The sequence below is a fragment of the Mixta tenebrionis genome (assembly GCF_006517625.1).
GTDB lineage: Bacteria > Pseudomonadota > Gammaproteobacteria > Enterobacterales > Enterobacteriaceae > Mixta > Mixta tenebrionis.
On the sequence record NZ_VHQI01000018.1, the window covers coordinates 21,686 to 47,788 of the forward strand.

Consider the following 26,103-nt stretch of genomic DNA (forward strand, 5'->3'; position numbering starts at 1 on the left):
AACGAGAACCGCATGATGGCTTTGAAAGAACGACCAGCCCGGTGCGGTAACACCAGGCTGGTCATCAACCCACAGGTATGCACTGTGAGCCGACCAGGGTTCAGTCAGTCTCGCGAGACCAGACTAGCCTGCCATATTTTCATTGATTGCAAAAGGCTTACGGATAATGAAAGAACAATCTTTACCCATCGTCACATGGATTGGTGGTAAACGTCGTCTGGCGAAGCATATTTTACCGTTGTTTCCGGCCCATACCTGCTATGTGGAGCCGTTCTGCGGGGCAGCTGCGCTCTATTTCCTAAAGACTCCCAGCAAGACCGAAGTCATTAACGATATCAACGGGGAACTGGTGAACCTCTATCGGGTGGTCAAGCATCATCTGGAAGAATTTATTCGCCAGTTTAAATGGGCGCTGGTCAGCCGTCAGATATACAAGTGGCTGCAGGATACGCCGGAAGAAACGCTCACTGACATTCAGCGGGCGGCCCGGTTCTACTACCTACAGAAACAGGCGTTTGGAGGCAAGGTCGCCGATCACACGTTCGGGACCTCTACAACCAGTGCGCCGCGCTTCAATCTCCTGCGTATTGAGGAAGAACTGTCGATGGCACACCTGCGCCTGTCCAGAACGCTGATAGAACATCTGGACTGGCACCAGTGCATAGAGAGATATGATCGCCCGCATACGCTATTCTACTGTGACCCACCGTACTGGGGAACGGAAGGCTATGGTGTAGAGTTCGGGCTGGAAAACTATGAGCACATGGCAGATTTGGCGCACAGGATCAAAGGGAAGATGATTATATCGGTGAACGATATCCCGGAAATGCGACAGGCATTCAATGGTCTGAACATGCTGTCGGTTGATATCAGCTACAACCTTAAGGTAACTGGCAAATCCAGTCGCAAGAAGGAACTCATTATTCTCAATTTTTGACCGAATGATAAGACTTCATGCAGTCAATCAAGTACTGCATGAAGTCAAGAGCTGGCTTTGTGTACCAAAAATAAACCGTGATCGCAGTGATGATTCCCATAACCAGAACACCGCGGATGATCCAGAACGTACGTTTCTGCGTCGCTAGTCGTGCAGAAATACTGCGAAATACACCAGCTACATCATCTTTGATGAAAGAATATTCTTTATTAATCTGCTTTTCTTTGTATTCAATTTCTTCGCCCAAGGCCTTTATAGATTGCATCTGGTTTGAAAGTGCCAGCCAGATTAACGTCGCAGCAAAAATGCATCCCAGAAGGATTATCGTGTTTGTTATCCCCTGGCCCGACCATCTCGTAGCTACTTTGAATTGGGTAGCCACAATAACTGAGGCAACAGGAATGCCAAGTATATGGTTCTGGATATCCGAAAACGCCTTGTGGATTTTACCCATTTCTTCGACTTTTGCGGCACGCAACTGATCCATGACTTTGTCATAAGAGAATCCAGAAGAGTATATACGATACCCTTTCAGGAACTTTTCATGTAGACGCTGAATATTGTCCAGTAAAAATGCGAATACTCGTGGTGAATCAACTCCATCACTAACGGCCTGGATACTTTCAATCAGAATATCCAGCTTCTGATCCTTATGGGTATCATCGTTGAAACAAGCTAAAAGATTATCAAGATGCTCACGATGCAAATTTTGTACGTTTTCAGCAGCGAAGTGTGGCAATAGCTTGATAACTTCTTTTTTCAGAAAAACCAGCTGACAAGTTGAGCTGTCAAAGTAGGCAGCGGCCTCTTTTAGCAGGTTAACGAACTCCAGAATCTTCCGGTAATTGCTGATGAAAACGGGGATATCTTCATCATCATTACGAAATTTTGTTTCAAGGATGAAGTAATTAGCTGGTTCCAGGCACTGATGCTTTGGAGCATTTAGTAATTTTTCGTGTGTGGCAAACACAAGTCCCAGTCCACTCCGTGGTGGCGTAACACGTAGGTTGATCGTGTTGCCTGGAGCGACAGTCCCTGTATCAATAGAAAGCCCATACTCACGTGGATCATCGAGCAAGGTATTCATCTGGTCACAATCTGACTGATCTGAGAGCAACAGCGTACCGACACGGAACTCCTCCTGGAATACCATGCGACGGTACAGTGCTGTCAGCATCTCAAACGAAATCGTCACGATTAAACCTCTGTCATCCACATTTCCCTGAACTCATCAGGCACATTACGTAGGGTGATAATATTTGTTGCCGGATCATAATCAATATAGCCTTCAGTTTTCCCTTCCCGGTCAAACTTAAGCTCCCAGTATTTGGACTTGCCTTTAAAAGATACCAAAGCGCGGATGACGCGACCATCAGGAACAAAGCCATCCGATAACTCCAGCTCTTCGGCAGCAAGTTTACCAGATAACTCCTCTGGAGCCTGGGGCCAAACGGCATTAACAAAGGTTTCCAGACTAAGTGGCTCATTAGCCTTACTTAACGCATGTAAGTGTTCAAACGCGCTCTTAAGAAACGCGTCTTTTTCAGCGCCGTCAAGCTCTTTCTCTGCTGCAAATGCTTTTAAAACATCACGTAACTTTTCAGACTCTCGTTTGGCGATTAAAACATCATTACAGCCGAGGAATTGTTTAAAGTAGTTTGAAACATTCCCTTGTCCCTTAAGAAAACTGATATAGCGTTCTGCATCACTTTTCCATGCGGTTAAGTCAATGCGCCCAGCCATGCGCAGCTTAGCGATATCAAGATAGGTACTGTCCTGGATGTTAAAATCATCAGTGACAGTTGACCCGATGGTGGCACTCACAATAGCTATCAGCAGGTGTTCATTGTGTCCTATCACGATGTTTGCAAAAAGAACATAACCACCAGTAGCCATGTTTTCTCGCTGTGAGCGTTCCGTCAGGTGATGCATCATCCGGCAGGAACTTTGGTAGAAATCATCAACACCTTCCAGAAAATCCCCAGCCATGCGTTCCATCGGATAGTTATCCGTATCGCCTTCAAAATAGCCATAACCTTTACCTGTGCGTCCTGCGTATTTTGCACAGATATCGTTTATAAGGCGCTGGGAGGCCTCAGTAACCAGTCCTTCTTCAGGACTCAATCTCTCAGAAGCGTCTCCATTTTGTTGCTTGTCCAAAATGTGAACTACGACGTGTTTAACTTCAATGGCCTGCTCAGACATTGACTATTCACCTTATTTTTTATTGTTAAATGGCAAACACTTACTGCTGTGTGTTCTCGTTAGGAACACATTAACCCACATTTTTTAACCGCTCAATCGTTGCGGATAATTCCTTCAGTTGTTTTTCCATCTCAATCACACGCTGTTTTTCTTCAGCGCCTCGCATGAGGTCTCGCCGAACCTCAGGATCTAACTGGTTTAGAAGTTCAAGCATTTTAAGGTCTGACTGGCTGAATTGATGCTGTGTTGGCACAGCGATAATTTCTTCAGATGGAATCTGTTCTCTACCAGTAAGAAGCCAATCTATTGATATACCCAAATGAGTGCTTAACGCAACAAGAGCCTCCGCATTGGGTTCTCTCTCACCACGCAGATAGTTTTGAAGTGAGCGATATGGAATTTTTGACAGGTCAGACAATGCTTTAATCGTCAACCCCTTAGTATCCATCGCTTCGCGTAATCTCTCTTTTATACTCATTTGAACATATCTCAATTTGACATACCCGTTTGGGTGCGTACAATAGACCCAATAGAGTACATCATAACCCAACAGGAACACGGTGCATATGAACAAACAACAAGTTCGGGCACGGCTGGTTGAGCGAGGCAGTAGCCTGCGCCAGTTTGCGCTTAACGCGGGCTATGAGCCACGAACAGTCACCCAGGCTGTCAGCCGCTGGGCAGGCAAAAGCGAACTTCCACGCGGTCGTTTGACTTATCGGATTTTGCGAGACCTTTCGGTCGCAATAGGCAAAGAAGTTACCCCCGGCATCCTCAAGGAGGCGTCATGAGTAAACCAAATACATCAAGCTCAGGTACCCGTATTTTGCGTGTCCTTAAGGCTTTACGCGGTCATGCTCTGAACGGTGTTTCTAACGGTGAACTGGCATCGGCTCTGGGCGAGTCACCGGCGAATATCAATCGTGCGCTGAACACCCTTATCGAAGAAGGTCTGGCCCTGAAACTGGATAACGGGCGTTTTGCCCCTGGAGTCCAGCTCTTACAAATCGCCATGGCGCACAGTACCGAAATGGCGCGGGCGCAGGATCGTATCAATGAAATTAACCAGCGCGTTATGGCTGGCAGTCGCTAAGGAGTTGAAATGGGACGCACAAAATCACAACCAGTTGAACTAGTGGAAGATGCACCGCTGAGTGATGGCCTCAACGTTAATATTAATGCCATGACCGAACATCGCCTCGAAATCATGCAGCAGTTCGGTGATGGTCTGCCGTATGAACGTGATCGTATCGTTCACGAAACACGGTTTTATATGGCGCAGAGTGCTGAGGCCATGCTGGAAGCAGGTAAACGCCTTGTAATTCTTAAAGAAAATGAACCTCACGGCGATTTTATAAATATTCTCGAAAATGACCTCGGCCTTGAGCCGCGCGTCGCACGCCGCATGATGCAGGCCAGCGTGAAATTTTTGGGTAATGGCGATCAAAATTCAAAACGGACAGCGCTGACCGTTTTAGGTAAGACCAAGTTGTATGAACTGATGGTTCTGGATGACGAAGAACTCGACGCATTGGCTGATGGTGGAACCGTCGCCGGGGCAACGCTTGATGATATTGATCGCATGACCAGCCGCGAACTGAAGGCAGCCCTACGTGAAGCCCGCGAAACCAACGCTGCGCAACAACGCGTACTCGCCGACAAAAACGAAAAAATCGACACTCTCTCCACCAAACTGGAGAAGAAATCCCGTATCCAGCCGCCTAAGCCTGACGAAGAGGTGAAGAAGATGCGGGCAGAAGTGACGGCGTTAGCGGTTGAGGCGGAATCTGCCATCGCGGTTCGACTGTCCAGCGCCTTTGAGACCCTGTGCGCATACTGCGCTGAAAACATGATTGATACCCCCAGAGACTTTATGGCCGGTCTGGTCTGCCAGCTGGAAAGCACCGCGCGTGGCCTGCGCTCCACATTTGACCTGCCGGACGAGCCGACAGGCAACGCCGCCCCTTCATGGCTGACTGACCCGACGCCACAGATTAACGGGCAGGAGGCATAACCCATGAGTGCCGCCCTGACTGAACGACTGGTTTATGTTGCCCGCGCGGCACGTGACGCGGGGCATGGTAAGCGCGGTGCGATATACGATGCCGCCTGCGCTGAACTGGGCATGTCCCGCGCCACCCTGCTGCGCAAGCTGAAGGAGGTATCAGTGACTGACAAACGCAAAAAACGCGCCGATGCCGGGCGCAGCGCCCTGAGCCGCGACGAAGCCGCGCTGATATCTGCCACGCTGCGCGAGGCCACCCGTAAGAACGGTAAGCGCCTGTATTCCATCGCGGATGCGGTGGAGACCCTGCGTTCAAACGGCTTTATCACTGCAGGCAGAACGGACGAGGCCACAGGCGAGTTTTTCCCGCTGTCCGAGGACACCATCAGCCGCGCCCTGCGTAACTATGGCCTTCACCCGGAACAGCTTGACGCACCGGCACCGTCGTCCGAGATGGCCAGCCTGCATCCCAACCACGTCTGGGAGATTGATGCCTCACTTTGTACGCTTTACTACCTGAGCAACGGCCATAAAGGGCTGCAGGTGATGGACAGCACGAAGTTCTACAAGAACAAGCCTGCCAACATCGCACGCATCGCCAGTGACCGCGTGTGGAGTTACGAGATTACCGACCATACCAGCGGCTGGATTTACGTTGAGTACGTGATGGGCGCGGAATCCGGTGAGAACCTCTGTTCTGTTCTTATCAACGCCATGCAGGAGCGTGGTGGCGCTGACGTGCTGCACGGCGTGCCGAAAATACTCTACCTCGACCCCGGCTCGGCGAACACCGCTGGCATGACGAAAAATATGTGCCGCTCGCTGGGCATCGACCTGATAGCGCACAAGCCGCATAACGCCCGCGCCACCGGACAGGTGGAAAAAGCCCGTGACATTATCGAACGCAAGCTGGAGCCGGGTCTCAAGTTCCAGCCGGTTCACAGCCTGGAAGAGCTGAACGCGCTGGCGGTGAAATGGCGCAGCCACTTTAACGCCACGGCAGTTCACAGCCGCCACGGTAAAACCCGCACGGATATCTGGCTGAAAATTACCGCTGACCAGCTGAAGAAAGCGCCATCCGTTGAGGTATGCCGGGAGCTGGCAGTGGCCGCGCCGGAAAGCCGTAAGGTCACATCAAAACTGCGTGTGCCATTCCGGGGTAGCGAATTTGATGTTTCGACGGTGCCGGGCGTACTGGTCGGCGAAAAACTGATGATTACCCGTAACCCGTGGCGCAGCGATGTGGCGCAGGTGGTGCTGACCGGCGAAGACGGCCACGAGACGTTCTTCTTGGTCGAAGAGGTCAGAAAGAACGAGTTTGGCTTTGCCGAAAGCGCGGCGGTATTTGGCGAAAACTACAAAGCCCTGCCGGAGACCCCGGCGCAGACGGCGGCAAAAGAAATCGAAGTGCTGGTCACCGGCACCGATAACGCCACCGATGCAGCTGCTGCACGCAAGGCGAAGGCGCTGCCGTTTGGCGGGCGACTTGACCCGTATAAACATATCGACGACACCACGCTTCCGGCCTATATGCCGAAGCGCGGTCAGGCTTCAGACGTGCGCGGCCCGCGTATTGAGCAGCGTCCGCTGACCCATGTGGAGGCCGCGAAAGCCCTGCGCGAGAAGTTCAGCGCGAACGGCCATACCTGGACGCCGGAACATTACCGCCAGTTAACGGCACGGTACCCGGATGGCGTACCGGAAGCCGCGCTGGATGAGGTGATGGTCACCCTGACCACTCCGGCCCGCAGCAGCGTTATCAGCATCGTTAACGGCAACTGAGGAGGAAGACATGCTGGTACTGAAGCAACAACTGAAAGAGGCCCGCATCCCGCAGGCGGTGGTGGCAAGAGCCGTCGCCGTTTCCGAGGCCACGCTGGCCCAGATTGTGAACCATAACGAGTGGCCCCGCACCAGCCCCGAAGAGGTACGCCAGCGTCTGGCGTTGTATCTGGAAAGTCAGGGGATTGATACAGCGAAGAGTTTTGATGCTGTACAGGGCGCAGCCACGCCCCGTACAGCGGGTACTACCGATAAAACCAACCTCAGCGAGGCAGAGAACATGTTACTCAAAAAGCAGGTGTTATTTCCAGCAACCAAAAAAGCGTTTGGCCTTTTCCGTGACCCTTTCGCCGATGAGGCCATGCAGGGCGCGGACGATGTGTTCACCACACCGGATATCCGCTACGTGCGCGAGGCACTGTTCCAGACCGCCCGTCACGGTGGCTTTCTGGCGGTTATCGGCGAGTCCGGCGCGGGTAAATCCACGCTGCGCCGCGATCTGATTGAACGCGTCAACCGCGAGAACGCGCCGGTGATTGTTATCGAGCCATACATCATAGCCATGGAAGACAACGACGTGAAGGGCAAAACCCTGAAGGCGGCTGCTATCGCCGAGGCCATTATCAGCACCATCGCGCCGCTGGAGAGCATCAAGCGCAGCCAGGACGCCCGCTTCCGCCAGTTGCACCGCGTCCTGAAGGACAGCAGCCAGGCGGGCTTCAGCCACGTTCTGGTGATTGAGGAGGCCCACAGCCTGCCCATCCCGACGCTGAAGCACCTCAAACGCTTCTTCGAGCTGGAATCAGGCTTTAAAAAACTGCTGTCCATCGTGCTGATTGGCCAGCCTGAACTGGCGGACAAACTGTCCGAACGCAACATGGAAGTCCGTGAGGTCGTCCAGCGCTGCGAGGTGGTTGAACTGCTGCCGCTGGACAACAGCCTGGAAGAGTTTCTGGCGTTCAAACTGCAACGCGCCGGTAAGCAGCTGGCTGACATCATGGACGCCAGCGCAGTGGAGGCCATCCGCGCCCGCCTGAGCAATCTGGGCAGTAACCGTAAAAGCATGGTCAGCCTGCTGTATCCGCTGGCCGTCAGTAACCTGGTGATAGCCGCCATGAATCTGGCTGCTGAAATCGGGGTTCCGCAGGTCAACGCCGACGTCGTCAAGGGGGTTTAACCATGAAATCCATCGCCGATATCAACCAGCAGATGAGCAAGGTGCAGTCTGCCATTATGGCGCTCAACGCCATGAACACCACCGTACAGAGCGTCATGATTGCTGGCAGTAAGCCAGTTATCCGTATCGCCCGCAACGGGCACTGTGCCCGCCTGCTGGAGCAGGGCAAGGCAAGTTATACCCATGTTGGTCATGACGGCTCAGGGCGCTTTCGTCAGGGCGTCTTTGAACTGCATGGCTGCCGTATTACCTGGTCAGAGTCATTACATTAACCATAAGGTGAACAGAGATGAGCGAAGTAAATAAAGAAGACTACATGAAAGACCGCAAGGGGCGTCTGGTGCCGGTTGACCAGGTGTCTGACTATGACCTTGCGATGGACTCTTTCGTTAAAGAACAGGTTGCCGCTGCGAAGGTTAAACGCGACGAACTCAGCGACTTCAAGCGTCGAGCCTTTGACGAGTGCTATGCCTGGCTTGACCTTGTGGCCGAGAAGTACGGCAGAACGCGCGGCGGTGCCAAAGGCAACGTGACCTTCAGCAGCTTCGACGGTGCTCAGCAGATCACCATTCGCGTGCAGGAAACCCTGACCTTCGGGCCAGAGCTGCAGATTGCCAAAGACTTGATAGACGAGTGCGTCACCGAGTGGTCGGAAGGCGCGAACGCCAACCTGCGGGCCATCATCAGCGATGCTTTCCAGGTGGACAAAGAGGGCCAGCTTAATACCGGACGCATTCTTTCCCTGCGCCGCGTCAAGATTCAGGACGAGCGCTGGAACCGGGCAATGGAGGCCATATCGGAATCACTGCAGGTGGCAATGTCCAAAACCTATATTAATTTCCGGGAGAAAGATAAACACGGGAAGCTAATTAATATTCCGTTAGATATCGCTGCCATTTAATTTTAATTCACTTTCTTTTTATTTCGGCGTCAGCGCCGTGGGCTTTTGCACGCCGAAAACAGCATTGAGGAATAAATCATGTCCATCAAATGTACCAACTGCCAGAAAGGTATCACCACCCTGAAATTCAGCGACGCCAGCGTCATTACCTCCGGTAAGTACCGTGTGCCAGCCGTCCTCATCACGCTGGTATGCCCGCACTGCAGCCAGCATTACTACACCGAAGTCCCGGCCATGGAGTTCATCCCCTGCGAGGCAAAACAATGAAAGGCATGAAATTATATAACCGTTCGACGATCTACAATCTGGCCCTTAAAACCTTTGGCCCTGAAGCACAGGCGCTGAAGCTGATGGAAGAAGCCGCCGAACTGGCCGCTGCCGCTGCCCGCAACATGAACGGACTGGGCAATGAAGTTGATCTTGCTGGCGAACTGGCTGACGTTGAAATCATGATTGAACAGTTCCGTCTCAACGGGATGGGCCTGATGATTGACTTTCATAAGCAGAAAAAGCTGGAACGCCTTGCTGAACGTCTGGGGGTGACTTATGCCGCAGAATAATGAAAAGCTGCTGGAGAAGTTAAAAAAGCTGCTGGCGCTGGCTAAATCCGATAATCCCCATGAAGCGGCATTGGCCCTGCAACGCGCCCAGAAACTGATGCAGGCCTATAACATCACCCAGGCTGAACTCGCACTCAGTGATATTGATGAAAGCGTCAGTCACTACTGGGCTGCAGGTAGCGTTAATCCGCCACGTTATATGCTGGGTCTGCTGGATATTATCCAGGTGGCATTTGGCGTTAAGTCTATTATTCACTCCGGCTTTAAACCCAGCGTTGGCTTTTACGGTAATAAAGACCGGGTTGAACTGGCCTCATATACATGGGAGGTACTGGCCAGACAGTTAATCATGGCCCGTAAAAACTATATTCGGCAGCAGAATAAAAGGATCAAAAACACGACCAAGACCAGCCGTGGTGACAAATTTGCCGAAGGCTGGGTTCTGGCCGTGCGCAGCGAGGTTCATTTATTTGCTATGTCCCGCGAAGAACGTGAGCTGGCAAGCCTCTGGCTTGAACAAAAATATCCTGATTCAGGAACAACCTCTGGCCGCAAAGCCGGTAAATCCCGTGACGCGGACATGTCCCGCCACATCGGTTACAGAGAAGGGGAAAACGTCCGCCTGCATCAGCCTGTCAGCGGGCAGGAACAGCGGAAGCTGGGGAGTGGTTTATGATGGCTGAATCTATTGTATGTGCCCTGTTCTGGTATGGTCTCGTGGGGTGGTGTACTGCTGAACTGCACCGCCGCTCAGGTTTTTACTCACGTTACAGCGGTGCCGGACACTGGATCAGTTGGGCCGTTATGTTCATGTGCTGGCCTGTTGCGCTTCCTTTATATGTCGATTATATCGGTGGCGCAGGTAAAAGGAGCGACGATGATGACTAAGCAGCGTCTTATTCAACTCATCCATATTGCCCGCAATGACCTCCAGATGGATGAGGACACCTACCGCCAGATGCTACAGGGGCTGACCGGCAAAGCCTCAACCAAAGGGATGGATACCCCACAGCTAAACCGTGTTCTGGAATCTATGAAAAAGAAAGGTTTTCGCGTTAAGCCTGCCGGAAAAGCCAGGTCCGGCTTACCGCTGGATAACCATCCCCAGTCAAAGAAAATCCGTGCGCTTTGGCTTGAAATGGCAGCGGCGGGTACCGTCCGAGACAGTTCAGAGCAGGCGCTGGCGCTGTGGGTTAAACGGGAAACAGGCATCAGCGCGTTACGCTGGCTCAGCAATGAGCAGGCAAGTAGCGTGATTGAGAAACTGAAGAAGTGGCAGCGCAGAGCTGCGGGGGTGAAGCAATGAGCGACCTGAATCAGTTTCGTAGTAAAGGGCCGGAACTGTTGGTGGAACTGGCACAGCATACCTCTGAGACCGTCCGCGAGATTATTGATATCGAACCCGCAGTTGCCGACCAGATTGGTCAGGCCGTCGCGAACCGCATGATGCAGGTCTGGGGTGGGCAAAACGTCTATTTTCCGATGGGCATGGTCTGGAAGGTCAGCCAGCGCGACCGGGAAATCTTCCTGGAGTTTGACGGACGCAACCATCATGAACTGGCCCGCAAATTCGGTGTTTCGCTACAGTGGGTTTACAGCGTGGTGAAGCGGGTCAGAAAAGAAGAACTGGATCGGATGCAGGGCAAACTGTTTGATGGTGAACCCGATGCCGATACGGGGAAAAAGGAGTAACATCTGCAATCAGGCTGGTGCGAGTTCTGTTTTTTTTCGGGCCGGTCTGATTTTCACATACTGTAAGGTTATTGCATATTCCATCCAGTTTCTTCCCATGTTGACCCAGTTCTTCCCATAATTATCTCACTTATTCCCTGTCATTTATCTCAAGTCTAATCAACTGACTCATCTGACGGAAAAACTCCTCGAAGCGATCGCCATAATCCTGATTGATAATAAATCCCTGCACGCGCAGGCGTTTGCGCAGAATCGCGTTCTGGAACAGCGGTAAACGATCGCCGCCCTGCGGCAGCTCGCCGCTGCTGTTATAGTCGGCAATCAGGCCGCAGACCGGAATACGGCCTTTGGTGTTCATCAGCGGCAGCACGGCGTTAAACACTTTGCCGCCGACGCTTTCAAAATAGACGTCGATGCCGTCAGGGCAGTGCTGCTTTAGCTGCGCGGCCAGATCGTCCTGACGATGATCGAGGCAGCGATCGAAGCCCAGTTTCTCTTCGGCATAGCGACACTTCTCTTCGCCGCCGGCGATGCCGACCACGCGGCAGCCCTTCAGTTTGGCAATCTGTCCCACCACCGAGCCGACGGCGCCGGTCGCGGCGGCCACCACCACGGTTTCGCCCGGCTGCGGATCGCCAATATCCAGCAGCCCCATATAGGCGGTAAAGCCGGTCATCCCCAGCAGGCCCAGCGCCCAGGAGGGATGTTTCAGCACCGGGCCCTGCAGTTTAAACAGGCCGCGTCCGTCCGACAGCGCGTAGTCCTGCCAGCCGCTCTGGCTCACTACCCAGTCGCCCTGGCGATAGTCGGCGTGGTTAGAGCGCTCGACAATCGCCACCGTACCGCCGCCCAGCACTTCATCGACGGCAAAAGGAGCGACGTAGGAGGGCGCGTCGCTCATGCGGCCGCGCATATAGGGATCGAGCGACAGATAAACCGTGCGCAACAGTATCTCGCCGTCGCCGGGCTTCGGCACCGGCTGCGTCTCAAAACGAAAATTCGCCTCGGTCGGCGCGCCTGTAGGGCGCGAGGCTAAGATCACGCGGCGGTTACGTTCTTTCTCTTGTGGCATCACTCACTCCTTTGCTAACGGGGATGCTAAAAGCGTAGTGCATCACGCCGCCGCATGCTTTGCGGTGCTTCGCCTTCAGGCGGATAAAAACAGATCGGGGCGATCCAGTGCGGCGCGTATGGCCTCGCTTAGCCGGGCCAGACTGTCGGCATCAATCACATAAGGCGGCATCAGATAGATCAGCCGCCCAAAGGGGCGAATCCAGACGCCGCGATCGACAAAAAAGCGCTGGATGGCCGCCATATTCACCGGCCGACGGCTTTCGATCACGCCGATTGCGCCCAGCACGCGCGCCTCCTTAACCTGCGGATGCGCCGCCAGCGGCAACAGGGCTTCACTTAGCTGGCGCGCGATGGCGGCTACCTGCTGCGGCCAGCGTCCTTCCTGTAACAGCGCCAGGCTGGCGTCGGCTACCGCGCAGGCGAGCGCATTGCCCATAAAGGTTGGGCCGTGCATAAAGCAGCCCGCCGCGCCGTTGCTGATGGTATTCGCCACCTCACGCGTGGTCAGGGCGGCGGACAGCGTCAGGGCGCCGCCGGTCAGCGCCTTACCCAGGCAGAGAATATCGGGCGCGATGCCGGCATGATCGCAGGCAAACAGTTTGCCGGTACGTCCAAAACCGGTAGCGATTTCATCGGCGATCAGTAATACCTGATGGCGATCGCACAGCTCGCGCACCCGTTGCAGATAGCGCGGATGATAAAAGCGCATGCCGCCCGCTCCCTGCACAATCGGCTCCAGAATCACGGCGGCGATAGCGCCCCGATGCTGCGCTATCAGCGCGGCGAATTCAGCGATATCCGCCTCATCCCACTCATCATCAAAGCGGCGCTGCGGCGCGGGCGCGAACAGATGCGTCGGCAGATAGCCCTGCCACAGGCTGTGCATCGAGTTATCCGGGTCGCATACCGACATGGCGGAGAAGGTATCGCCATGATAGCCGCGGCGCAGCGTCAAAAAGCGCTGCCGCCGTTCTCCGCGCGCCTGCCAGTACTGCAGCGCCATCTTCATCGCTACCTCCACCGCTACCGAGCCGGAATCGGCAAGAAACACGCATTCCAGCGGCGCAGGCGTCATCGCCACCAGCCGACGACAAAGCGCCACGGCGGCGGGATGAGTGATGCCGCCGAACATCACGTGGGACATTTGCGCCATTTGCGTTTGCAGCGCCTGGTTGAGGCGCGGGTGATTGTAGCCATGTATCGCCGCCCACCACGAGGACATACCGTCGATCAGCTGACGGCCATCGGCCAGCCGCAGATGAACGCCCTGCGCGCCGACCACGGGATAGCAGGGCAGGGGATCGCTCATGGAGGTGTAAGGGTGCCAGATATGGTCACGGTCGAAGGCGAGATCGTCTGAATTCATGATCGCTTGTAAACCAAAATAAAAAGATTTAGTTTACAAGTATAATTCGGTTCCACAATAAAAACGACACTTTCTGGAGTAAGCAATGGCGATGCGCTGGACGCTGGCACAGGCTCAGGCCCTGTTTGATAAACCTTTTCTTGAACTGATGTTTGAAGCGCAGCAGGTACACCGGCAGCACTTCGATCCGCGACAGGTGCAGGTCAGTACGCTGCTGTCGATAAAAACCGGCGCCTGCCCGGAAGACTGCAAATATTGCCCGCAGAGCGCGCGCTATAAAACCGGCCTTGAGGCGGAGCGGCTGATGGAGGTAGAGGAGGTGCTCGCCTCGGCGCGTAAGGCGAAGGCGGCGGGATCGTCGCGCTTCTGCATGGGCGCGGCGTGGAAAAACCCCAGCGATCGCGATATGCCTTACCTGGAAAAGATGGTGCAGGGCGTCAAGGCGCTGGGCATGGAAACCTGCATGACGCTGGGAACCCTGAGCGATGCGCAGGCGCAGCGGCTGGGAGAGGCGGGGCTGGACTTCTACAACCATAACCTGGACACCTCGCCGGAGTTCTACGGCAATATCATCACAACCCGCACTTATCAGGAGCGTCTCGATACGCTGGAAAAAGTGCGCGAGGCGGGCATCAAAGTCTGCTCCGGCGGCATCGTCGGACTGGGCGAAGAGGTCAGGGATCGCGCCGCGCTGCTGGTGCAGCTGGCAAACCTGCCGGTGGCGCCGGAAAGCGTGCCGATCAATATGCTGGTAAAGGTAAAGGGCACGCCGCTGGCGGAAAACGACGATGTCGATCCCTTCGATTTTATTCGCACCATTGCGGTGGCGCGTATCATGATGCCCACCTCCCACGTGCGGCTCTCCGCCGGGCGCGAACAGATGAGCGAGCAGACGCAGGCGATGTGTTTTATGGCGGGCGCCAACTCCATTTTCTACGGCTGCAAGCTGCTGACCACCCCCAACCCGGAAGAGGATAAAGATCTGCTGCTGTTCCGCAAGCTTGGCCTTAACCCGGAGCATACCCATACCGATGCGGGCGATAACGCGCAGCAGCAGGCGCTGACGCGGCAGCTGGTCAACGCCGACAGCGCGCGCTATTACAACGCGGCGCCGTAATGAGCTGGTCACAACGCGTTGGGGCGGCGCTGGATGAGCGCCGTCGGCAGCAGCGCTGGCGGCAGCGCACGCTGCTGAGCGTAAACCGCGCAGGCTGGTTACAGCACGACGGCAGGCGCTATCGCAACTTCGCCAGCAATGACTATCTCGGCCTGAGCGACGATGCGCGGATTATCGCCGCCTGGCAGCAGGGCGCGGCGCGCTATGGCGTCGGCGCGGGCGCTTCCGGCCACGTTACCGGCTATGCGCAGCCGCACGGCGAGCTGGAGGCGGAGCTGGCGCAGTGGCTGAGCTATCCACGCGCGCTGCTGTTTAACTCCGGCTACGCCGCCAACCAGGCGGCGATCGGCGCGCTGGCCGCCGTCGGCGATCGCATCCTGGCGGACAAGCTGGCGCACGCCTCGCTGCTGGAGGCCGCCAGCCTCAGTCCGGCGACGCTGCGCCGCTTCGCTCACAACCAGGCGACCAGCCTGCAGCGGCTGCTGGCGGCGCCGTGCGCCGGCGAAACCCTGGTGGTTACCGAGGGCGTGTTCAGCATGGATGGCGACAGCGCGCCGCTGGCGGAGCTGCATACGCTGACGCAGCAGGCGGGCGGCTGGCTGCTGGTGGATGACGCGCACGGCATCGGCGTACAGGGCGAACAGGGGCGCGGCAGCTGCTGGCGGCAGCGCATCCGACCGGAGCTGCTGGTGATTACCTTTGGTAAAGCCTTCGGCGTCAGCGGCGCGGCGCTGCTGTGCGATGAGCCGACCGCCGACTATCTGCTGCAGTTCGCGCGTCATCTGATCTACAGCACGGCGATGCCGCCCGCGCAGGCGGAGGCGCTGCGGGCCGCGCTGCGGGCGGTGCAGCAGGGTGACGATCTGCGCGGGAGGCTGGCGGCGAATATCGTCCGCTTCCGTCAGGGCGCGCAGCAGCTCGGCCTGCCGCTGCTCCCCTCTGCTACCGCCATCCAGCCGCTGCTGGTGGGCGATGAGGGAAAGGCGCTGGCGTTCTCTGACTACCTGCGGCAGCGCGGCTGCTGGGTAACGGCAATCCGTCCGCCGACGGTGCCGCCCGGTACGGCAAGATTGCGTATTACCCTGACGGCGCGGCACGCGGCGCACGATATCGATAACCTGCTGGAGGCGCTGTATGACGCACCGGGTAAATAAACAGGCGGTGGCGCAGGCGTTTGGCCGCGCCGCCGGCGGCTACGAGCGCTACGCCGATTTCCAGCGCGCCAGCGGCGAGCGTTTGCTGAAGCTGCTGCCGGCCACGACGGGCGGGACGGTACTGGATGCGGGCTGCGGCACCGGCTGGTTCAGCCGCCGCTGGCAGCAGCGCGGACATCAGGTTATCGCACTCGATCTGTCGCCGGGCATGCTGGCGCAGGCGCGCCGCGATAACTCTGCGCATCACTATCTGCTGGGCGATATTGAGGCGCTGCCGCTGCGCAGCCGCAGCGTCGATATCAGCTGGAGCAATCTGGCGCTGCAGTGGTGCGGCAGCCTGAAGCAGGGCATCGATGAGCTGTGCCGGGTAACGCGGCCCGGCGGCAGGGTGCTGTTCTCCACGCTGGCGGACGCCTCGTTAAGCGAAATGCGCAGCGCCTGGCAGGCGCTGGATGCGTATCAGCATACGAACAGCTTCTTATCCGAGGCGGCGATTGACCAGGCGTGCGCGGGCCGTTCGCGGCAGCTGTACAGCGCCAGGATAGAACAATATTTTCCCGACGTGCCGGGCGCCCTGCAGTCGCTGAAGGGCATCGGCGCGACCCATATCCATCAGGGCCGCGCCAGCGGTCTGCTGACCCGCCAGCGGCTGCAGCGGCTGGCGCATCACTGGCCGCACGATGAGCGTGGCTATCTGTTATCCTGGCAACTGATTACCGGAGTGATTAACTGTGAGTAACTGCTGGTTCCTGACCGGAACCGATACCGAAGTAGGTAAAACCGTCGCCGGCAGCGCGCTGCTGCAGGCGGCGAACCGTGCCGGCCTGCGCACCGCGGGCTATAAGCCGGTAGCGTCGGGCAGCGAGCTGACGCCAGAGGGCATTCGCAACGGCGACGCGCTGGCGCTACAGCGTAACAGCAGCCTGCCGCTGCGCTATGAGGAGGTCAATCCGCTGGCGTTTCTGGAGCCGACTTCGCCGCATATTGTCAGCGCCGCTACCGGACAGCCGATCGCCTTTGCGCAGCTCTCCGCCGGGCTGGCGGCGCTGCGGGCGAAGGCGGAGTGGGTGCTGGTAGAGGGCGCAGGCGGCTGGTATACGCCGCTCTCTGAGCAGCAGACCTATGCGGAGTGGGTAAAGCAGGAACAGCTGCCGGTTATTCTGGTGGTGGGCGTCAGGCTGGGCTGCATCAACCACGCGCTGCTGACCGCCGACGCGGTGCGGAGCGCCGGGCTGCCGCTGGCGGGCTGGATCGCTAATGATGTGCAGCCGCCCGGCAAACGGCACCGGGAGTATCTGGCGACCCTGCGTCAGCGCCTGCCGGCGCCGCTGCTGGGGGAAATCCCCTGGCTGGCGGATATCGATAACGCGCCGCTGGGGGAGTATCTGCGTCTGCCGCAATAATATAGCGGCATCAGCCAGGCGCCAGCCACTCATCTACCGCACCGCTATCCAGTTCAGCAACGTGGCCCTGCGCCACGTTGCGCCCATGATGCAGCAGTAAAAAGGCGTTCGCTGTCCGTCGAATCACCGCAGTATGCCGTGCAATTAACAGCAGCGTCAGCCCATATTCGTGGTTAAGCTGATGCAGCCGTTCGCCGGTTTCTTCCGCCTGCGCTGACGGCATTCCCGCCGTTGGCTCATCGACAATCAGCAGATCCGGCTGCGGCGCCAGCGCTCTCGCCAGCATCAGCTGCTGCTGTAACGCAAGCGGCAACGCGCCGCTGCGCAGATGACGCCGCTGCCACAGCGCGGGAAACAGATGACTAACCAGCGTTGGCAGCACAGGATGGCCCGCTTGCTGCCCGGCCAGCAGCGCAATCAATAAATTTTCCTCCACGCTAAGCTGAGAGAATAGCTGGCAGCCCTGCGGCAGATAGCTGATACCCAGCCGTGCCCGCGCTTCGGCGGGCTGCGCCTGTAAATCCTCAGCGCGCGCGCCGCGCTGCTGCCAGACCATGCTGCCGCCGCCGATCGGCAGATGGCCCATAATACAGTTCGCCAGCGTGGTTTTTCCCATGCCGGGCTGGCCGATAATGCCGGTAGCGCTGCCGTGCGGCAGCTCAAGATCTACATTCCACAGCACCTGTCTGTCGCCATAGAACTGGCTGATCGAGCGTAAACGTAGCATTACCTTCTCCTTCCGTCGCCTTTAACGCCTGCTGCTGGCCCGTCGTTCAGGAGCAACGGATAGCAATAGCGCATGGGAACAGCCGCGTTTCCGCGCCGGTAGCGCGCCGCCAGCCATGCTTGCAAAGCGCAGGCCAGGCTAAAGGCAACAGGCGAAAACCGAGGCGCAGCAGCCCTGATAAGTCGGAGGATTGTTGAATAATGCTTAATAATTTAAGCCGGTAACGGACCGGCTGCACTTTAATGGTGCCGGAAGAGCCGCATTTATGGTGCAGCTGAACGCCGATAAGGCAGTAAAATTTATTAATTGCGCGCTAAAGAGATGGGCGTAAAAGTTTCCACAGCGCCGTACAGCGGGCGCCAGAGGTAAAAATTGAGGCGCAGAGGAGCGGCAAAAGCGCGAAAAAAAAATATTTCAGCCTGATGACGGCGCCGGGATCTTTTTTATCCATCCCCGATGTTGCGGGGCCTGTAAACAGTTATCCACTATTCCTGTGGATAACCATGTGCATTACCGAGTGAAAACAGCTGGCAGACCAGAGCGGGCGCGGCTTGTTCCTGAACTGGCGTTAAACTGGACTTTATTTATATGTCATTTATTTTCAGCACGTTAAACAAAATCAAGCCTGCCAGAGCGCCGGCTTTTTTGCCGCGCGCGTTTTACGTTGCGCCTATTGACAAATGTTAAATGGCGAGCTCAGTTGGGGATAACCTTGCGCCCCTTAATATTATCGCTGCGTAATGATAAGCCTTAAAATCTCCTGTTTGCCTTTTTTGCCCAGCCAGGGCAAAATAACTGATTATTTATCCAGTGTTCCGCGCTGGAAAAATCATCGAAGCGGAGTAAAATTACCATCCTGTCCGTGCAATCCTTCAGCAGAGACCTTCATAATGAGTAAAGCTTTTAAACTTAACTCCGCCTTTCAGCCCTCCGGCGATCAGCCTGAGGCGATACGCCGTTTGAAAGAGGGGCTTGAGGACGGTCTGGCGCACCAGACGCTGCTGGGGGTGACCGGCTCCGGGAAAACCTTTACCGTTGCCAATGTGATCGCCGATCTTAACCGGCCAACGATGGTGCTGGCGCCGAACAAAACGCTGGCCGCTCAGCTTTATGGCGAAATGAAGGAGTTCTTTCCCGATAACGCCGTGGAGTACTTCGTCTCTTACTATGATTACTATCAGCCGGAAGCCTACGTGCCCAGCTCCGATACCTTTATCGAGAAGGATGCTTCGGTTAACGAACATATCGAACAGATGCGTCTCTCCGCCACCAAGGCGCTGCTGGAGCGGCGCGATGTGATCGTGGTGGCGTCGGTGTCGGCGATTTACGGCCTTGGCGATCCCGATCTCTATCTGAAGATGATGCTGCACCTGTCGCGCGGCATGATTATCGATCAGCGCAGCATTCTGCGCCGGCTGGCCGAGCTGCAGTACAGCCGTAACGATCAGGCGTTCCAGCGCGGCACCTTCCGCGTACGCGGCGAAGTGATCGATATCTTCCCCGCTGAATCGGACGATATCGCGCTGCGCGTCGAGCTGTTTGACGAAGAAGTCGAGCGGCTGTCGCTGTTTGATCCGCTCACTGGGCAGATCGATTCCGTGGTGCCGCGCTTTACCATCTATCCGAAAACGCACTACGTTACGCCGCGTGAGCGCATCGTACAGGCGATGGAAGAAATTAAGGTGGAGCTGGCCGATCGGCGTAAAAACCTGCTGGCGAATAACAAGCTGCTGGAAGAACAGCGTATTACCCAGCGTACCCAGTTCGATCTGGAGATGATGAACGAGCTGGGCTACTGTTCCGGCATCGAAAACTATTCGCGCTATCTCTCCGGGCGCGGGCCGGGCCAGCCGCCGCCGACGCTGTTTGACTACCTGCCGGCCGACGGTCTGCTGGTGGTGGATGAATCGCACGTTACCATCCCGCAAATCGGCGGCATGTATCGCGGCGACCGCGCGCGTAAAGAGACGCTGGTGGAGTATGGTTTCCGTCTGCCTTCGGCGCTTGATAACCGTCCGCTGAAGTTTGAAGAGTTTGAGGCGCTGGCGCCGCAAACCATCTACGTCTCCGCCACGCCGGGCAACTATGAGCTGGAAAAATCGGGCGGCGAAGTGATCGATCAGGTGGTGCGCCCCACCGGCCTGCTCGATCCGATCATCGAGGTGCGCCCGGTAGCGACGCAGGTGGACGATCTGCTGTCGGAGATCCGCCAGCGCGTGACGATCAACGAACGCGTGCTGGTTACCACGCTGACCAAGCGCATGGCGGAAGATTTAACGGAATATCTGGAGGAGCACGGCGAGAAGGTGCGCTACCTGCACTCCGATATCGACACCGTAGAGCGTATGGAGATTATCCGCGATCTGCGTCTCGGCGAGTTTGACGTGCTGGTGGGCATCAACCTGCTGCGTGAGGGGCTGGATATGCCGGAGGTGTCGCTGGTGGCGATCCTCGATGCGGATAAAGAGGGCTTCCTGCGCTCTGAACGTTCGCTGATTCAGACCATCGGGCGTGCGGCGCGTAACGTGAACGGCAAGGCGATCCTCTACGGCGATAAAATTACGCCCTCAATGGCGCGCGCTATTAGCGAAACCGAGCGCCGCCGCGAGAAGCAGATCGAATACAACGCCGAGCATGGTATTGTGCCGCAGGGGCTTAACAAGAAAATCACCGATATTCTGGAGCTGGGCAAAAGCGTTACCAAAGGTAAGACGCGCGGCAAATCCACCAGCCGCAGCGCCGCGGAAACCGACGCCAGCTATATGGCGCTGTCGCCGCAGGCGCTGCAGAAGAAAATCCATCAGCTGGAGAACGAGATGCAGCAGCATGCGCAGAATCTGGAGTTTGAAGAGGCGGCCAGGGTACGCGATCGGCTGCACGAGCTGCGCGAACTCTTTATTGCCGCGTCGTAGCGCGGCTGAACGCGGGGCAGGCCACAGAAAGCCTGCCAGCCGCTATTGGCTGACGGCGGCAGAAGGGCGGCCAGCCGTTAGCCGAGCGACAGCACCGCTTTTTCCAGCGCCAGGCGCAGCAGCTGACGATCGTGGCGGTAGGGGATATCCGCCGCCTCCAGCGGCTGCTGAATAATCAAACGATCGCGTACGCCCTGGGTATCGACGCCGGGTCCCACCACCAGCGCATCGATAACTCTTTTTCCGATCCTTTTTTCCAGCAGCGCCAGCTTATCCTCCAGCCGCAGGCTGGCGGCCGCCGGGCTTAGCTCCCGCCCCAGATTGCCGATATAAATCAGCGGCGCGGGCGAGCGACGCAGCGCCTGGGTCATCTCCTCCATCAGCAGCAGCGGCATCAGGCTGGTAAAGAAGCTGCCGGGGCCGATCAGCAGCAGATCGGCATCGGCAACGGCTTCAAGCGCCTCGCGCGTCGGGGCGACGCTGGGATGCAGCATCAGCTCCTGCGGCGGCAGCTTCAGCGTATCGATCTCCGTCTCGCCATACACCATATGGCCTTCGCTGTCGGTGGCGAGCAGATCCACCGGCTGCTCCGACATTGGAATTAAAAAGGCGTCCACCTTCAGTAGATTACGGATCAGGTTGATCGCCTCCAGCGGGCGCACGCTGAGATGATCCAGCGCCTTCAGCATCAGATTGCCGAGATTATGCCCGGCCAGCTCGCCGTTGCCGGTAAAGCGGTACTCGAACATTGCCGAGGCGACGCCGGGTTCGGTAATCAGCTGGTTAAGGCAGTTACGCATATCTCCCCAGGCGATGCCGCCTTCGGAACGGCGAATACGTCCGGTAGAGCCGCCGTTGTCGGTAGTGGTGACAATGCCGGTAAGGCGCGAGCCGAGCGGGGCCAGAGCCGACATCACGCGGCCCAGGCCATGACCGCCGCCGAGGGCGACCACCCGATCCAGATCCGCAAGGGTACGATTACGCATAATTCTCCTGACAGTTAAACGTGCTGACCGCGTCGTCAGCAGCGCACAGGATAATGGTTTCCTCGCGCCTTTAACATATCGCCGCGCGCCAGAAAGGGTTAAACCAGCGAATAACTGACATTTCTGAGTGATTACCTCGATGACCTATATTGTATAACCGCGCTGCGCCGATCAGGCGGTCAAACATGGCGCGATTATGCAGCAATATGCAGAGAAAATTCGGTATGTATACGGTTATATAACGAAATTTGACGTGGCATAGCTTGGCAAATAACGCTACTATTTGGCAATTCCTGCCTGGCAGGCACAACCACACTCAAGCCTTTACGCCTACGTCATTTGATAGGGTGTACTGGCCGCAGCCGCGAGCTGCCAGGGTGCAGAAAGAAATGACTGCATCTCCCATTTTGGAAAGGTGTTCTGGTGACGCAATTTATTGATTCTTATGCACGCAAGTTTTATTACCTGCGTCTGTCGATTACAGATGTGTGCAATTTTCGTTGCACCTACTGTCTGCCCGATGGCTATAAGCCGCAGGGCACCACCAACAAAAGCTTCCTCTCGCTGGATGAGATCCGGCGCGTCACGCGCGCGTTCGCCAACGCCGGCACGGAGAAGGTACGCCTCACCGGCGGCGAGCCGAGCCTGCGCCGCGACTTTGTCGATATCATTGCGGCGGTGCGCGAAAATCCGGGCATTACCCAGCTGGCGGTGACCACCAACGGCTATCGCATGGCGCGTGACGTCGCGCGCTGGCGCGCGGCGGGGCTGACCTCGATTAACGTCAGCGTCGACAGCCTTGACGCCCGTCAATTTCATGCCATCACCGGCCAGGATAAATTTCACCAGGTGATGCGCGGTATCGATGCCGCTTTCGAGGCGGGGTTCAGCAAGATAAAAGTCAACAGCGTGCTGATGCGCGATGTGAACCATCACAGCCTGCACACCTTTCTCGACTGGATTCGCCATCGTCCGATTCAGCTGCGTTTTATTGAGCTGATGGAAACCGGCGAGGGCAGCGATCTCTTCCGGCGCCACCATCTTTCCGGCGAGGTAATCCGCGACCAGCTGATTATGCAGGGCTGGCAGCGCCAGCTGCGCGAGCGCAGCGACGGTCCGGCACAGGTGTTCCGTCATCCTGACTATCAGGGCGAAATCGGTCTGATCATGCCCTACGAGAAAGATTTTTGCGCCAGCTGCAACCGTCTGCGCGTCTCGGCCATCGGCAACCTGCACCTTTGCCTGTTCGGCGATAGCGGCGTGCCGCTGCGCGATCTGCTGGCGTCGGATGAACAGCAGGATGAGCTGCAGGCGCGCATTGCCGCCAGCCTCGGCCGCAAAAAGCAGACTCATTTCCTGCATCAGGGCAATACCGGCATCACGCAGAATCTTTCATTTATCGGCGGCTAACGCGGAGAAAAGCATGAGCAAAGCCAATCTCGAATTTCAGGCGACACGCATCGCGGTTCTGACCGTATCCGATCGTCGTGACGCCTCCGACGACACCTCCGGCGACTACTTGCGCGAGGCGGCGAGCGAAGCGGGCCATCAGGTGATCGATCACGCTATCGTTCCCGATAATCTTTACCGTATCCGCGCGGTGGTCTCCAGCTGGATCGCCAGTGATGATGTGCAGGTAATTTTAATCAACGGCGGCACCGGCTTTTACAGCAAAAACAGTACGCCGGAAGCGCTGCTGCCGCTGTTTGACCGCGAAGTGGAAGGCTTTGGCGAAGTGTTTCGCATGCTCTCCTGGGAGGAGATCGGTTCCGCCGCGCTGCAGTCACGCGCCGTCGCCGGCATGGCGAATCAGACGCTGATCTTCGCCGTGCCCGGTTCAACCTCCGCCTGCCGTACCGCCTGGGAGCGCATTATCTGCGAGCAGCTTGATGCGCGCACTCGTCCCTGCCAGTTTGTTTCCCACCTGAAAAAAGCGTAACTATGTCGCAATTAACCCATATTAACGCCGCCGGCGAAGCGCATATGGTTGATGTATCGGCCAAAAACGAAACGCTGCGCGAGGCGCGCGCGGAAGCCTGCGTGGTGATGTCGCCCGCCACGCTGCAAATGATTATCGAAGGGCGCCACCATAAGGGCGACGTGTTCGCCACCGCACGCATTGCCGGGATCCAGGCGGCGAAACGCACCTGGGAACTGATCCCGCTCTGCCATCCGCTAATGCTAAGCAAAGTGGAAGTGGAGCTGGTAGCCGAGCCGGAAAAAAACCGGGTGCGCATTACCTCGCTTTGTCGGCTAACCGGTAAAACCGGCGTCGAAATGGAGGCGCTGACCGCCGCTTCGGTGGCCGCGCTGACCATCTACGACATGTGTAAAGCGGTACAGAAAGATATGGTGATTGAAACGGTGCGCCTGCTGCATAAAAGCGGCGGCAAATCGGGCGATTTTCAGGTGGTGGATCATGATTAACGTGCTGTTCTTCGCGCAGGTGCGCGAGCTGGTGGCTACCTCATCGCTGACGCTGGCCGCCGAGTACGCCACGGTCGAGGATCTGCGTGTGGCGCTGGCCGCGCGCGGCGATCGCTGGGCGCTGGCGCTGAACGCCGGCAAGCTGCTGGCCTCGGTCAATCAGACGCTGGTTTCGCTCCAGCATCCGCTTCAGGATGGCGATGAAGTCGCCTTCTTCCCGCCGGTCACCGGAGGCTGATATGACTAGCCGAATTCGCGTCGGTGAAGCGCCGTTTAGCATGGCTGACGAATACGCGTGGCTCTCCGCCTGCGATGATGATGGCGCGGTGGTCACTTTTACCGGCAAGGTGCGCAATCACAACCTGGGCGATAATGTCTCCGCGCTGACGCTGGAACACTATCCCGGCATGACGGAAAAAGCGCTGAGGGAGATCGCCGACGAGGCGCGCACGCGCTGGGCGCTTCAGCGCATCAGCATTGTCCATCGCGTTGGCGCGCTCTATCCCGGCGATGAGATTGTCTTGGTCGGCGTCAGCGCCGCACACCGCAGCGGCGCCTTCGAGGCCGCCGAGTTTATTATGGACTACCTGAAAACCCGCGCGCCGTTCTGGAAGCGGGAAGCGACGCCGCAGGGCGACCGCTGGGTCGATGCACGCGACAGCGATCGCCAGGCCGCCGAGCGCTGGGATTAATGCCGCTGGCGCTTCGTCTGCTCTGAGACGCCAGACTGCGTATTGCCGTGGGCGTGCTCGCCGCCGCCCTCTACGCGCTGCAGCTGAATAACGTCGCCATCCTGCCAGGCGTTGGCGCCCTTAACCACAGGATTGGCGATAATATCGGCGCGCTGCTGGCGTATTTTGCCGCTGTCGATAGCGAAACGCTTATCGCGATCCTGCAGCAGCCGCCGATCGAGCTGGCCGTCGGCGGTAAAGCCCATCATCAGCGTCGGAATACCGAGCGGCAGACTCTGGTCACGATCGGTATGCCAGGTGTGCCAGGTTTTGCCGTAGGTGTTCACCAGTTTGGTCATTAACGCCTTATCCGCCGCGTCCGGCAGACCGGGCGCTACCAGCGTGCCTGATTTCACCTCATAGCTGTGGCTGTGCCATAGCTTCTTTTCTTCCGGCGGCAGCGTTTTGTACAGCCGCTCGCTGATAATATATTCCACGCCCATCAACCGTGCGTTGCGCGTATTGCCGTCATAAATCACCGCCTGCATCACATCGTCATTCAGAACGGTAACGTAATGGTGCGCTTCCATCTGGCCGTTTTTATCACCGCTGTAAAAATGGAAACCGTCGAGGTAGGCGTTAATGGCGTCAATCGGCGGACGCGACTGCATTGCCGCTGCGCCGCTGTCCAGCAGCTTCATTTTGGTTGAGGTCGGCGCACCTGGCGTCTGCACCTGCGCCGGCGTATTGTTGCCGCCGCAGCCGGCAAGCGTTAATGCGGTTACCAGCGGCAGCCATGCTGTTTTCATGATCTCACTCCTGTCATAATCATTAGCAAAAGTTAACGTTAGTCCAAATTACTGAAAGTGAAAGGTGACAGAATCATCCGGCGCGGCGCTGGCAATTTCCGCTTAGGGTGGTAAGGTGCGTTATCTTCCGCAAACGGGGACAGGTATGTCATTCAGGCGATTTCCTTTTTTTTCGCTGCTGGCGCTGCTGGCGCTGGC

The 26,103-nt window shown here is 57.0% G+C and carries 31 protein-coding genes, 1 pseudogene and 1 riboswitch; of the genes and pseudogenes, 24 read left to right on the forward strand and 8 right to left on the reverse strand.

The window, feature by feature from the left end:
* The first annotated feature begins 166 nt into the window (after positions 1–166).
* Positions 167–937: a DNA adenine methylase gene (locus tag FKM52_RS20000; RefSeq protein WP_141177898.1), complete on the forward strand. Its 771-nt coding sequence runs from the start codon at positions 167–169 to the stop codon at positions 935–937.
* Here FKM52_RS20000 and FKM52_RS20005 read toward each other — a convergent pair.
* The 3 genes from FKM52_RS20005 to FKM52_RS20015 all read right to left on the reverse strand — a co-directional run bounded on the left by FKM52_RS20005 (position 927) and on the right by FKM52_RS20015 (position 3,620).
* On the reverse strand, positions 927–2,132 hold the full coding sequence (locus FKM52_RS20005) for a hypothetical protein (RefSeq protein WP_061494385.1): 1,206 nt from the start codon (positions 2,130–2,132) through the stop codon (positions 927–929). The two genes, FKM52_RS20000 and FKM52_RS20005, sit on opposite strands and share 11 nt — an antisense overlap.
* A gap of 2 nt (positions 2,133–2,134) precedes the next feature.
* Complete coding sequence (locus FKM52_RS20010) at positions 2,135–3,142, reverse strand: nucleoid-associated protein (RefSeq protein WP_080189917.1); 1,008 nt, start codon at positions 3,140–3,142, stop codon at positions 2,135–2,137.
* A gap of 70 nt (positions 3,143–3,212) precedes the next feature.
* Positions 3,213–3,620 (reverse strand): helix-turn-helix domain-containing protein, encoded by a 408-nt coding sequence (locus FKM52_RS20015; RefSeq protein WP_061494387.1) that lies wholly within the window; start codon positions 3,618–3,620, stop codon positions 3,213–3,215.
* 88 nt (positions 3,621–3,708) lie between these two features.
* Here FKM52_RS20015 and FKM52_RS20020 point away from each other — a divergent pair, with 88 nt between their 5' ends.
* The 13 genes from FKM52_RS20020 (at position 3,709) to FKM52_RS20080 (ending at position 11,259) form a co-directional block, all read left to right on the forward strand.
* On the forward strand, positions 3,709–3,933 hold the full coding sequence (locus FKM52_RS20020; RefSeq protein ID WP_001041677.1) for a hypothetical protein: 225 nt from the start codon (positions 3,709–3,711) through the stop codon (positions 3,931–3,933).
* Entirely contained in the window at positions 3,930–4,235 is a 306-nt protein-coding gene (locus FKM52_RS20025) for a helix-turn-helix domain-containing protein (RefSeq protein ID WP_000042842.1), read from the forward strand. The genes FKM52_RS20020 and FKM52_RS20025 overlap by 4 nt, the downstream gene beginning before the upstream one ends.
* Before the next feature lie 9 nt (positions 4,236–4,244).
* Complete coding sequence (locus FKM52_RS20030) at positions 4,245–5,156, forward strand: DUF3102 domain-containing protein (protein WP_080189923.1); 912 nt, start codon at positions 4,245–4,247, stop codon at positions 5,154–5,156.
* Between the two features lie 3 nt (positions 5,157–5,159).
* Entirely contained in the window at positions 5,160–6,929 is a 1,770-nt protein-coding gene (locus FKM52_RS20035) for an integrase catalytic domain-containing protein (protein WP_141177899.1), read from the forward strand.
* A 10-nt stretch (positions 6,930–6,939) separates the two neighbouring features.
* The gene (locus FKM52_RS20040; RefSeq protein WP_141177900.1) at positions 6,940–8,106 is read left to right on the forward strand and encodes an ExeA family protein; all 1,167 of its coding nucleotides are present in this window, start codon (positions 6,940–6,942) and stop codon (positions 8,104–8,106) included.
* Between the two features lie 2 nt (positions 8,107–8,108).
* On the forward strand, positions 8,109–8,378 hold the full coding sequence (locus tag FKM52_RS20045; protein WP_023214064.1) for a hypothetical protein: 270 nt from the start codon (positions 8,109–8,111) through the stop codon (positions 8,376–8,378).
* A gap of 17 nt (positions 8,379–8,395) precedes the next feature.
* Entirely contained in the window at positions 8,396–9,007 is a 612-nt protein-coding gene (locus tag FKM52_RS20050; protein ID WP_006118595.1) for a DUF3164 family protein, read from the forward strand.
* A gap of 78 nt (positions 9,008–9,085) precedes the next feature.
* Positions 9,086–9,274, forward strand: coding sequence for a hypothetical protein (locus tag FKM52_RS22150; RefSeq protein WP_063930246.1), 189 nt, complete (start codon positions 9,086–9,088; stop codon positions 9,272–9,274).
* The gene (locus FKM52_RS20060) at positions 9,271–9,567 is read left to right on the forward strand and encodes a nucleoside triphosphate pyrophosphohydrolase family protein (protein WP_001569383.1); all 297 of its coding nucleotides are present in this window, start codon (positions 9,271–9,273) and stop codon (positions 9,565–9,567) included. Before FKM52_RS22150 ends, FKM52_RS20060 begins: the two co-directional genes overlap by 4 nt.
* On the forward strand, positions 9,554–10,243 hold the full coding sequence (locus FKM52_RS20065; protein WP_061494392.1) for a DUF2786 domain-containing protein: 690 nt from the start codon (positions 9,554–9,556) through the stop codon (positions 10,241–10,243). The genes FKM52_RS20060 and FKM52_RS20065 overlap by 14 nt, the downstream gene beginning before the upstream one ends.
* The gene (locus FKM52_RS20070; RefSeq protein ID WP_045285386.1) at positions 10,240–10,455 is read left to right on the forward strand and encodes a hypothetical protein; all 216 of its coding nucleotides are present in this window, start codon (positions 10,240–10,242) and stop codon (positions 10,453–10,455) included. The genes FKM52_RS20065 and FKM52_RS20070 overlap by 4 nt, the downstream gene beginning before the upstream one ends.
* A complete protein-coding gene (locus FKM52_RS20075) occupies positions 10,445–10,873 on the forward strand; it encodes a gp16 family protein (RefSeq protein ID WP_246085563.1) in 429 nt (142 codons plus the stop codon). The genes FKM52_RS20070 and FKM52_RS20075 overlap by 11 nt, the downstream gene beginning before the upstream one ends.
* On the forward strand, positions 10,870–11,259 hold the full coding sequence (locus FKM52_RS20080; protein ID WP_001281697.1) for a Mor transcription activator family protein: 390 nt from the start codon (positions 10,870–10,872) through the stop codon (positions 11,257–11,259). Before FKM52_RS20075 ends, FKM52_RS20080 begins: the two co-directional genes overlap by 4 nt.
* Positions 11,260–11,413: 154 nt before the next feature.
* On the opposite strand, the pseudogene FKM52_RS20085 reads toward FKM52_RS20080, so the two are convergent.
* Both FKM52_RS20085 and bioA read right to left on the reverse strand, forming a co-directional pair.
* Positions 11,414–12,331 (reverse strand): annotated as a pseudogene (locus FKM52_RS20085) (NADP-dependent oxidoreductase); the annotation flags it as partial.
* 75 nt (positions 12,332–12,406) lie between these two features.
* On the reverse strand, positions 12,407–13,699 hold the full coding sequence (gene bioA / locus FKM52_RS20090; protein ID WP_141177902.1) for an adenosylmethionine--8-amino-7-oxononanoate transaminase: 1,293 nt from the start codon (positions 13,697–13,699) through the stop codon (positions 12,407–12,409).
* An 85-nt stretch (positions 13,700–13,784) separates the two neighbouring features.
* Here bioA and bioB point away from each other — a divergent pair, with 85 nt between their 5' ends.
* From bioB to bioD, 4 genes are read left to right on the forward strand one after another with little or no spacing between them, the layout of a single operon-like run.
* Entirely contained in the window at positions 13,785–14,816 is a 1,032-nt protein-coding gene (gene bioB / locus FKM52_RS20095; protein ID WP_141177903.1) for a biotin synthase BioB, read from the forward strand.
* Entirely contained in the window at positions 14,816–15,970 is a 1,155-nt protein-coding gene (gene bioF / locus FKM52_RS20100; RefSeq protein WP_141177904.1) for an 8-amino-7-oxononanoate synthase, read from the forward strand. Before bioB ends, bioF begins: the two co-directional genes overlap by 1 nt.
* Positions 15,951–16,709, forward strand: a complete 759-nt coding sequence (gene bioC / locus FKM52_RS20105; protein ID WP_141177905.1) for a malonyl-ACP O-methyltransferase BioC — start codon at positions 15,951–15,953, stop codon at positions 16,707–16,709. The genes bioF and bioC overlap by 20 nt, the downstream gene beginning before the upstream one ends.
* On the forward strand, positions 16,702–17,373 hold the full coding sequence (bioD, locus tag FKM52_RS20110; protein ID WP_141177906.1) for a dethiobiotin synthase: 672 nt from the start codon (positions 16,702–16,704) through the stop codon (positions 17,371–17,373). Before bioC ends, bioD begins: the two co-directional genes overlap by 8 nt.
* Before the next feature lie 10 nt (positions 17,374–17,383).
* Here bioD and FKM52_RS20115 read toward each other — a convergent pair whose 3' ends face one another.
* The gene (locus tag FKM52_RS20115; RefSeq protein WP_141177907.1) at positions 17,384–18,100 is read right to left on the reverse strand and encodes an ATP-binding cassette domain-containing protein; all 717 of its coding nucleotides are present in this window, start codon (positions 18,098–18,100) and stop codon (positions 17,384–17,386) included.
* A gap of 890 nt (positions 18,101–18,990) precedes the next feature.
* Here FKM52_RS20115 and uvrB point away from each other — a divergent pair.
* Positions 18,991–21,012 (forward strand): excinuclease ABC subunit UvrB, encoded by a 2,022-nt coding sequence (uvrB, locus tag FKM52_RS20120; protein ID WP_141177908.1) that lies wholly within the window; start codon positions 18,991–18,993, stop codon positions 21,010–21,012.
* Positions 21,013–21,089: 77 nt separating this feature from the next.
* Here uvrB and FKM52_RS20125 read toward each other — a convergent pair whose 3' ends face one another.
* Complete coding sequence (locus tag FKM52_RS20125) at positions 21,090–21,998, reverse strand: gluconeogenesis factor YvcK family protein (RefSeq protein WP_141177909.1); 909 nt, start codon at positions 21,996–21,998, stop codon at positions 21,090–21,092.
* Positions 21,999–22,299: 301 nt separating this feature from the next.
* A riboswitch (molybdenum cofactor riboswitch) is annotated at positions 22,300–22,432 on the forward strand.
* Between FKM52_RS20125 and moaA the strand changes: the two genes are divergently transcribed.
* The 5 genes from moaA to moaE all read left to right on the forward strand — a co-directional run bounded on the left by moaA (position 22,422) and on the right by moaE (position 25,117).
* Positions 22,422–23,408 carry a GTP 3',8-cyclase MoaA gene (gene moaA, locus FKM52_RS20130; RefSeq protein ID WP_377091012.1) on the forward strand — a complete coding sequence of 329 codons (987 nt, stop codon included), beginning with the start codon at positions 22,422–22,424 and terminating at the stop codon, positions 23,406–23,408. Its footprint overlaps the riboswitch before it by 11 nt.
* 13 nt (positions 23,409–23,421) lie before the next feature.
* The gene (gene moaB / locus FKM52_RS20135) at positions 23,422–23,937 is read left to right on the forward strand and encodes a molybdenum cofactor biosynthesis protein B (RefSeq protein ID WP_141177911.1); all 516 of its coding nucleotides are present in this window, start codon (positions 23,422–23,424) and stop codon (positions 23,935–23,937) included.
* A gap of 2 nt (positions 23,938–23,939) precedes the next feature.
* The gene (gene moaC, locus FKM52_RS20140; RefSeq protein WP_141177912.1) at positions 23,940–24,425 is read left to right on the forward strand and encodes a cyclic pyranopterin monophosphate synthase MoaC; all 486 of its coding nucleotides are present in this window, start codon (positions 23,940–23,942) and stop codon (positions 24,423–24,425) included.
* Positions 24,418–24,663 carry a molybdopterin synthase sulfur carrier subunit gene (gene moaD / locus FKM52_RS20145; RefSeq protein WP_141177913.1) on the forward strand — a complete coding sequence of 82 codons (246 nt, stop codon included), beginning with the start codon at positions 24,418–24,420 and terminating at the stop codon, positions 24,661–24,663. The genes moaC and moaD overlap by 8 nt, the downstream gene beginning before the upstream one ends.
* Position 24,664: 1 nt before the next feature.
* Positions 24,665–25,117, forward strand: a complete 453-nt coding sequence (moaE, locus tag FKM52_RS20150) for a molybdopterin synthase catalytic subunit MoaE (protein WP_141177914.1) — start codon at positions 24,665–24,667, stop codon at positions 25,115–25,117.
* Here moaE and FKM52_RS20155 read toward each other — a convergent pair.
* Positions 25,114–25,905, reverse strand: coding sequence for an OBAP family protein (locus tag FKM52_RS20155; RefSeq protein ID WP_141177915.1), 792 nt, complete (start codon positions 25,903–25,905; stop codon positions 25,114–25,116). The two genes, moaE and FKM52_RS20155, sit on opposite strands and share 4 nt — an antisense overlap.
* Between the last annotated feature and the right edge of the window lie 198 nt (positions 25,906–26,103).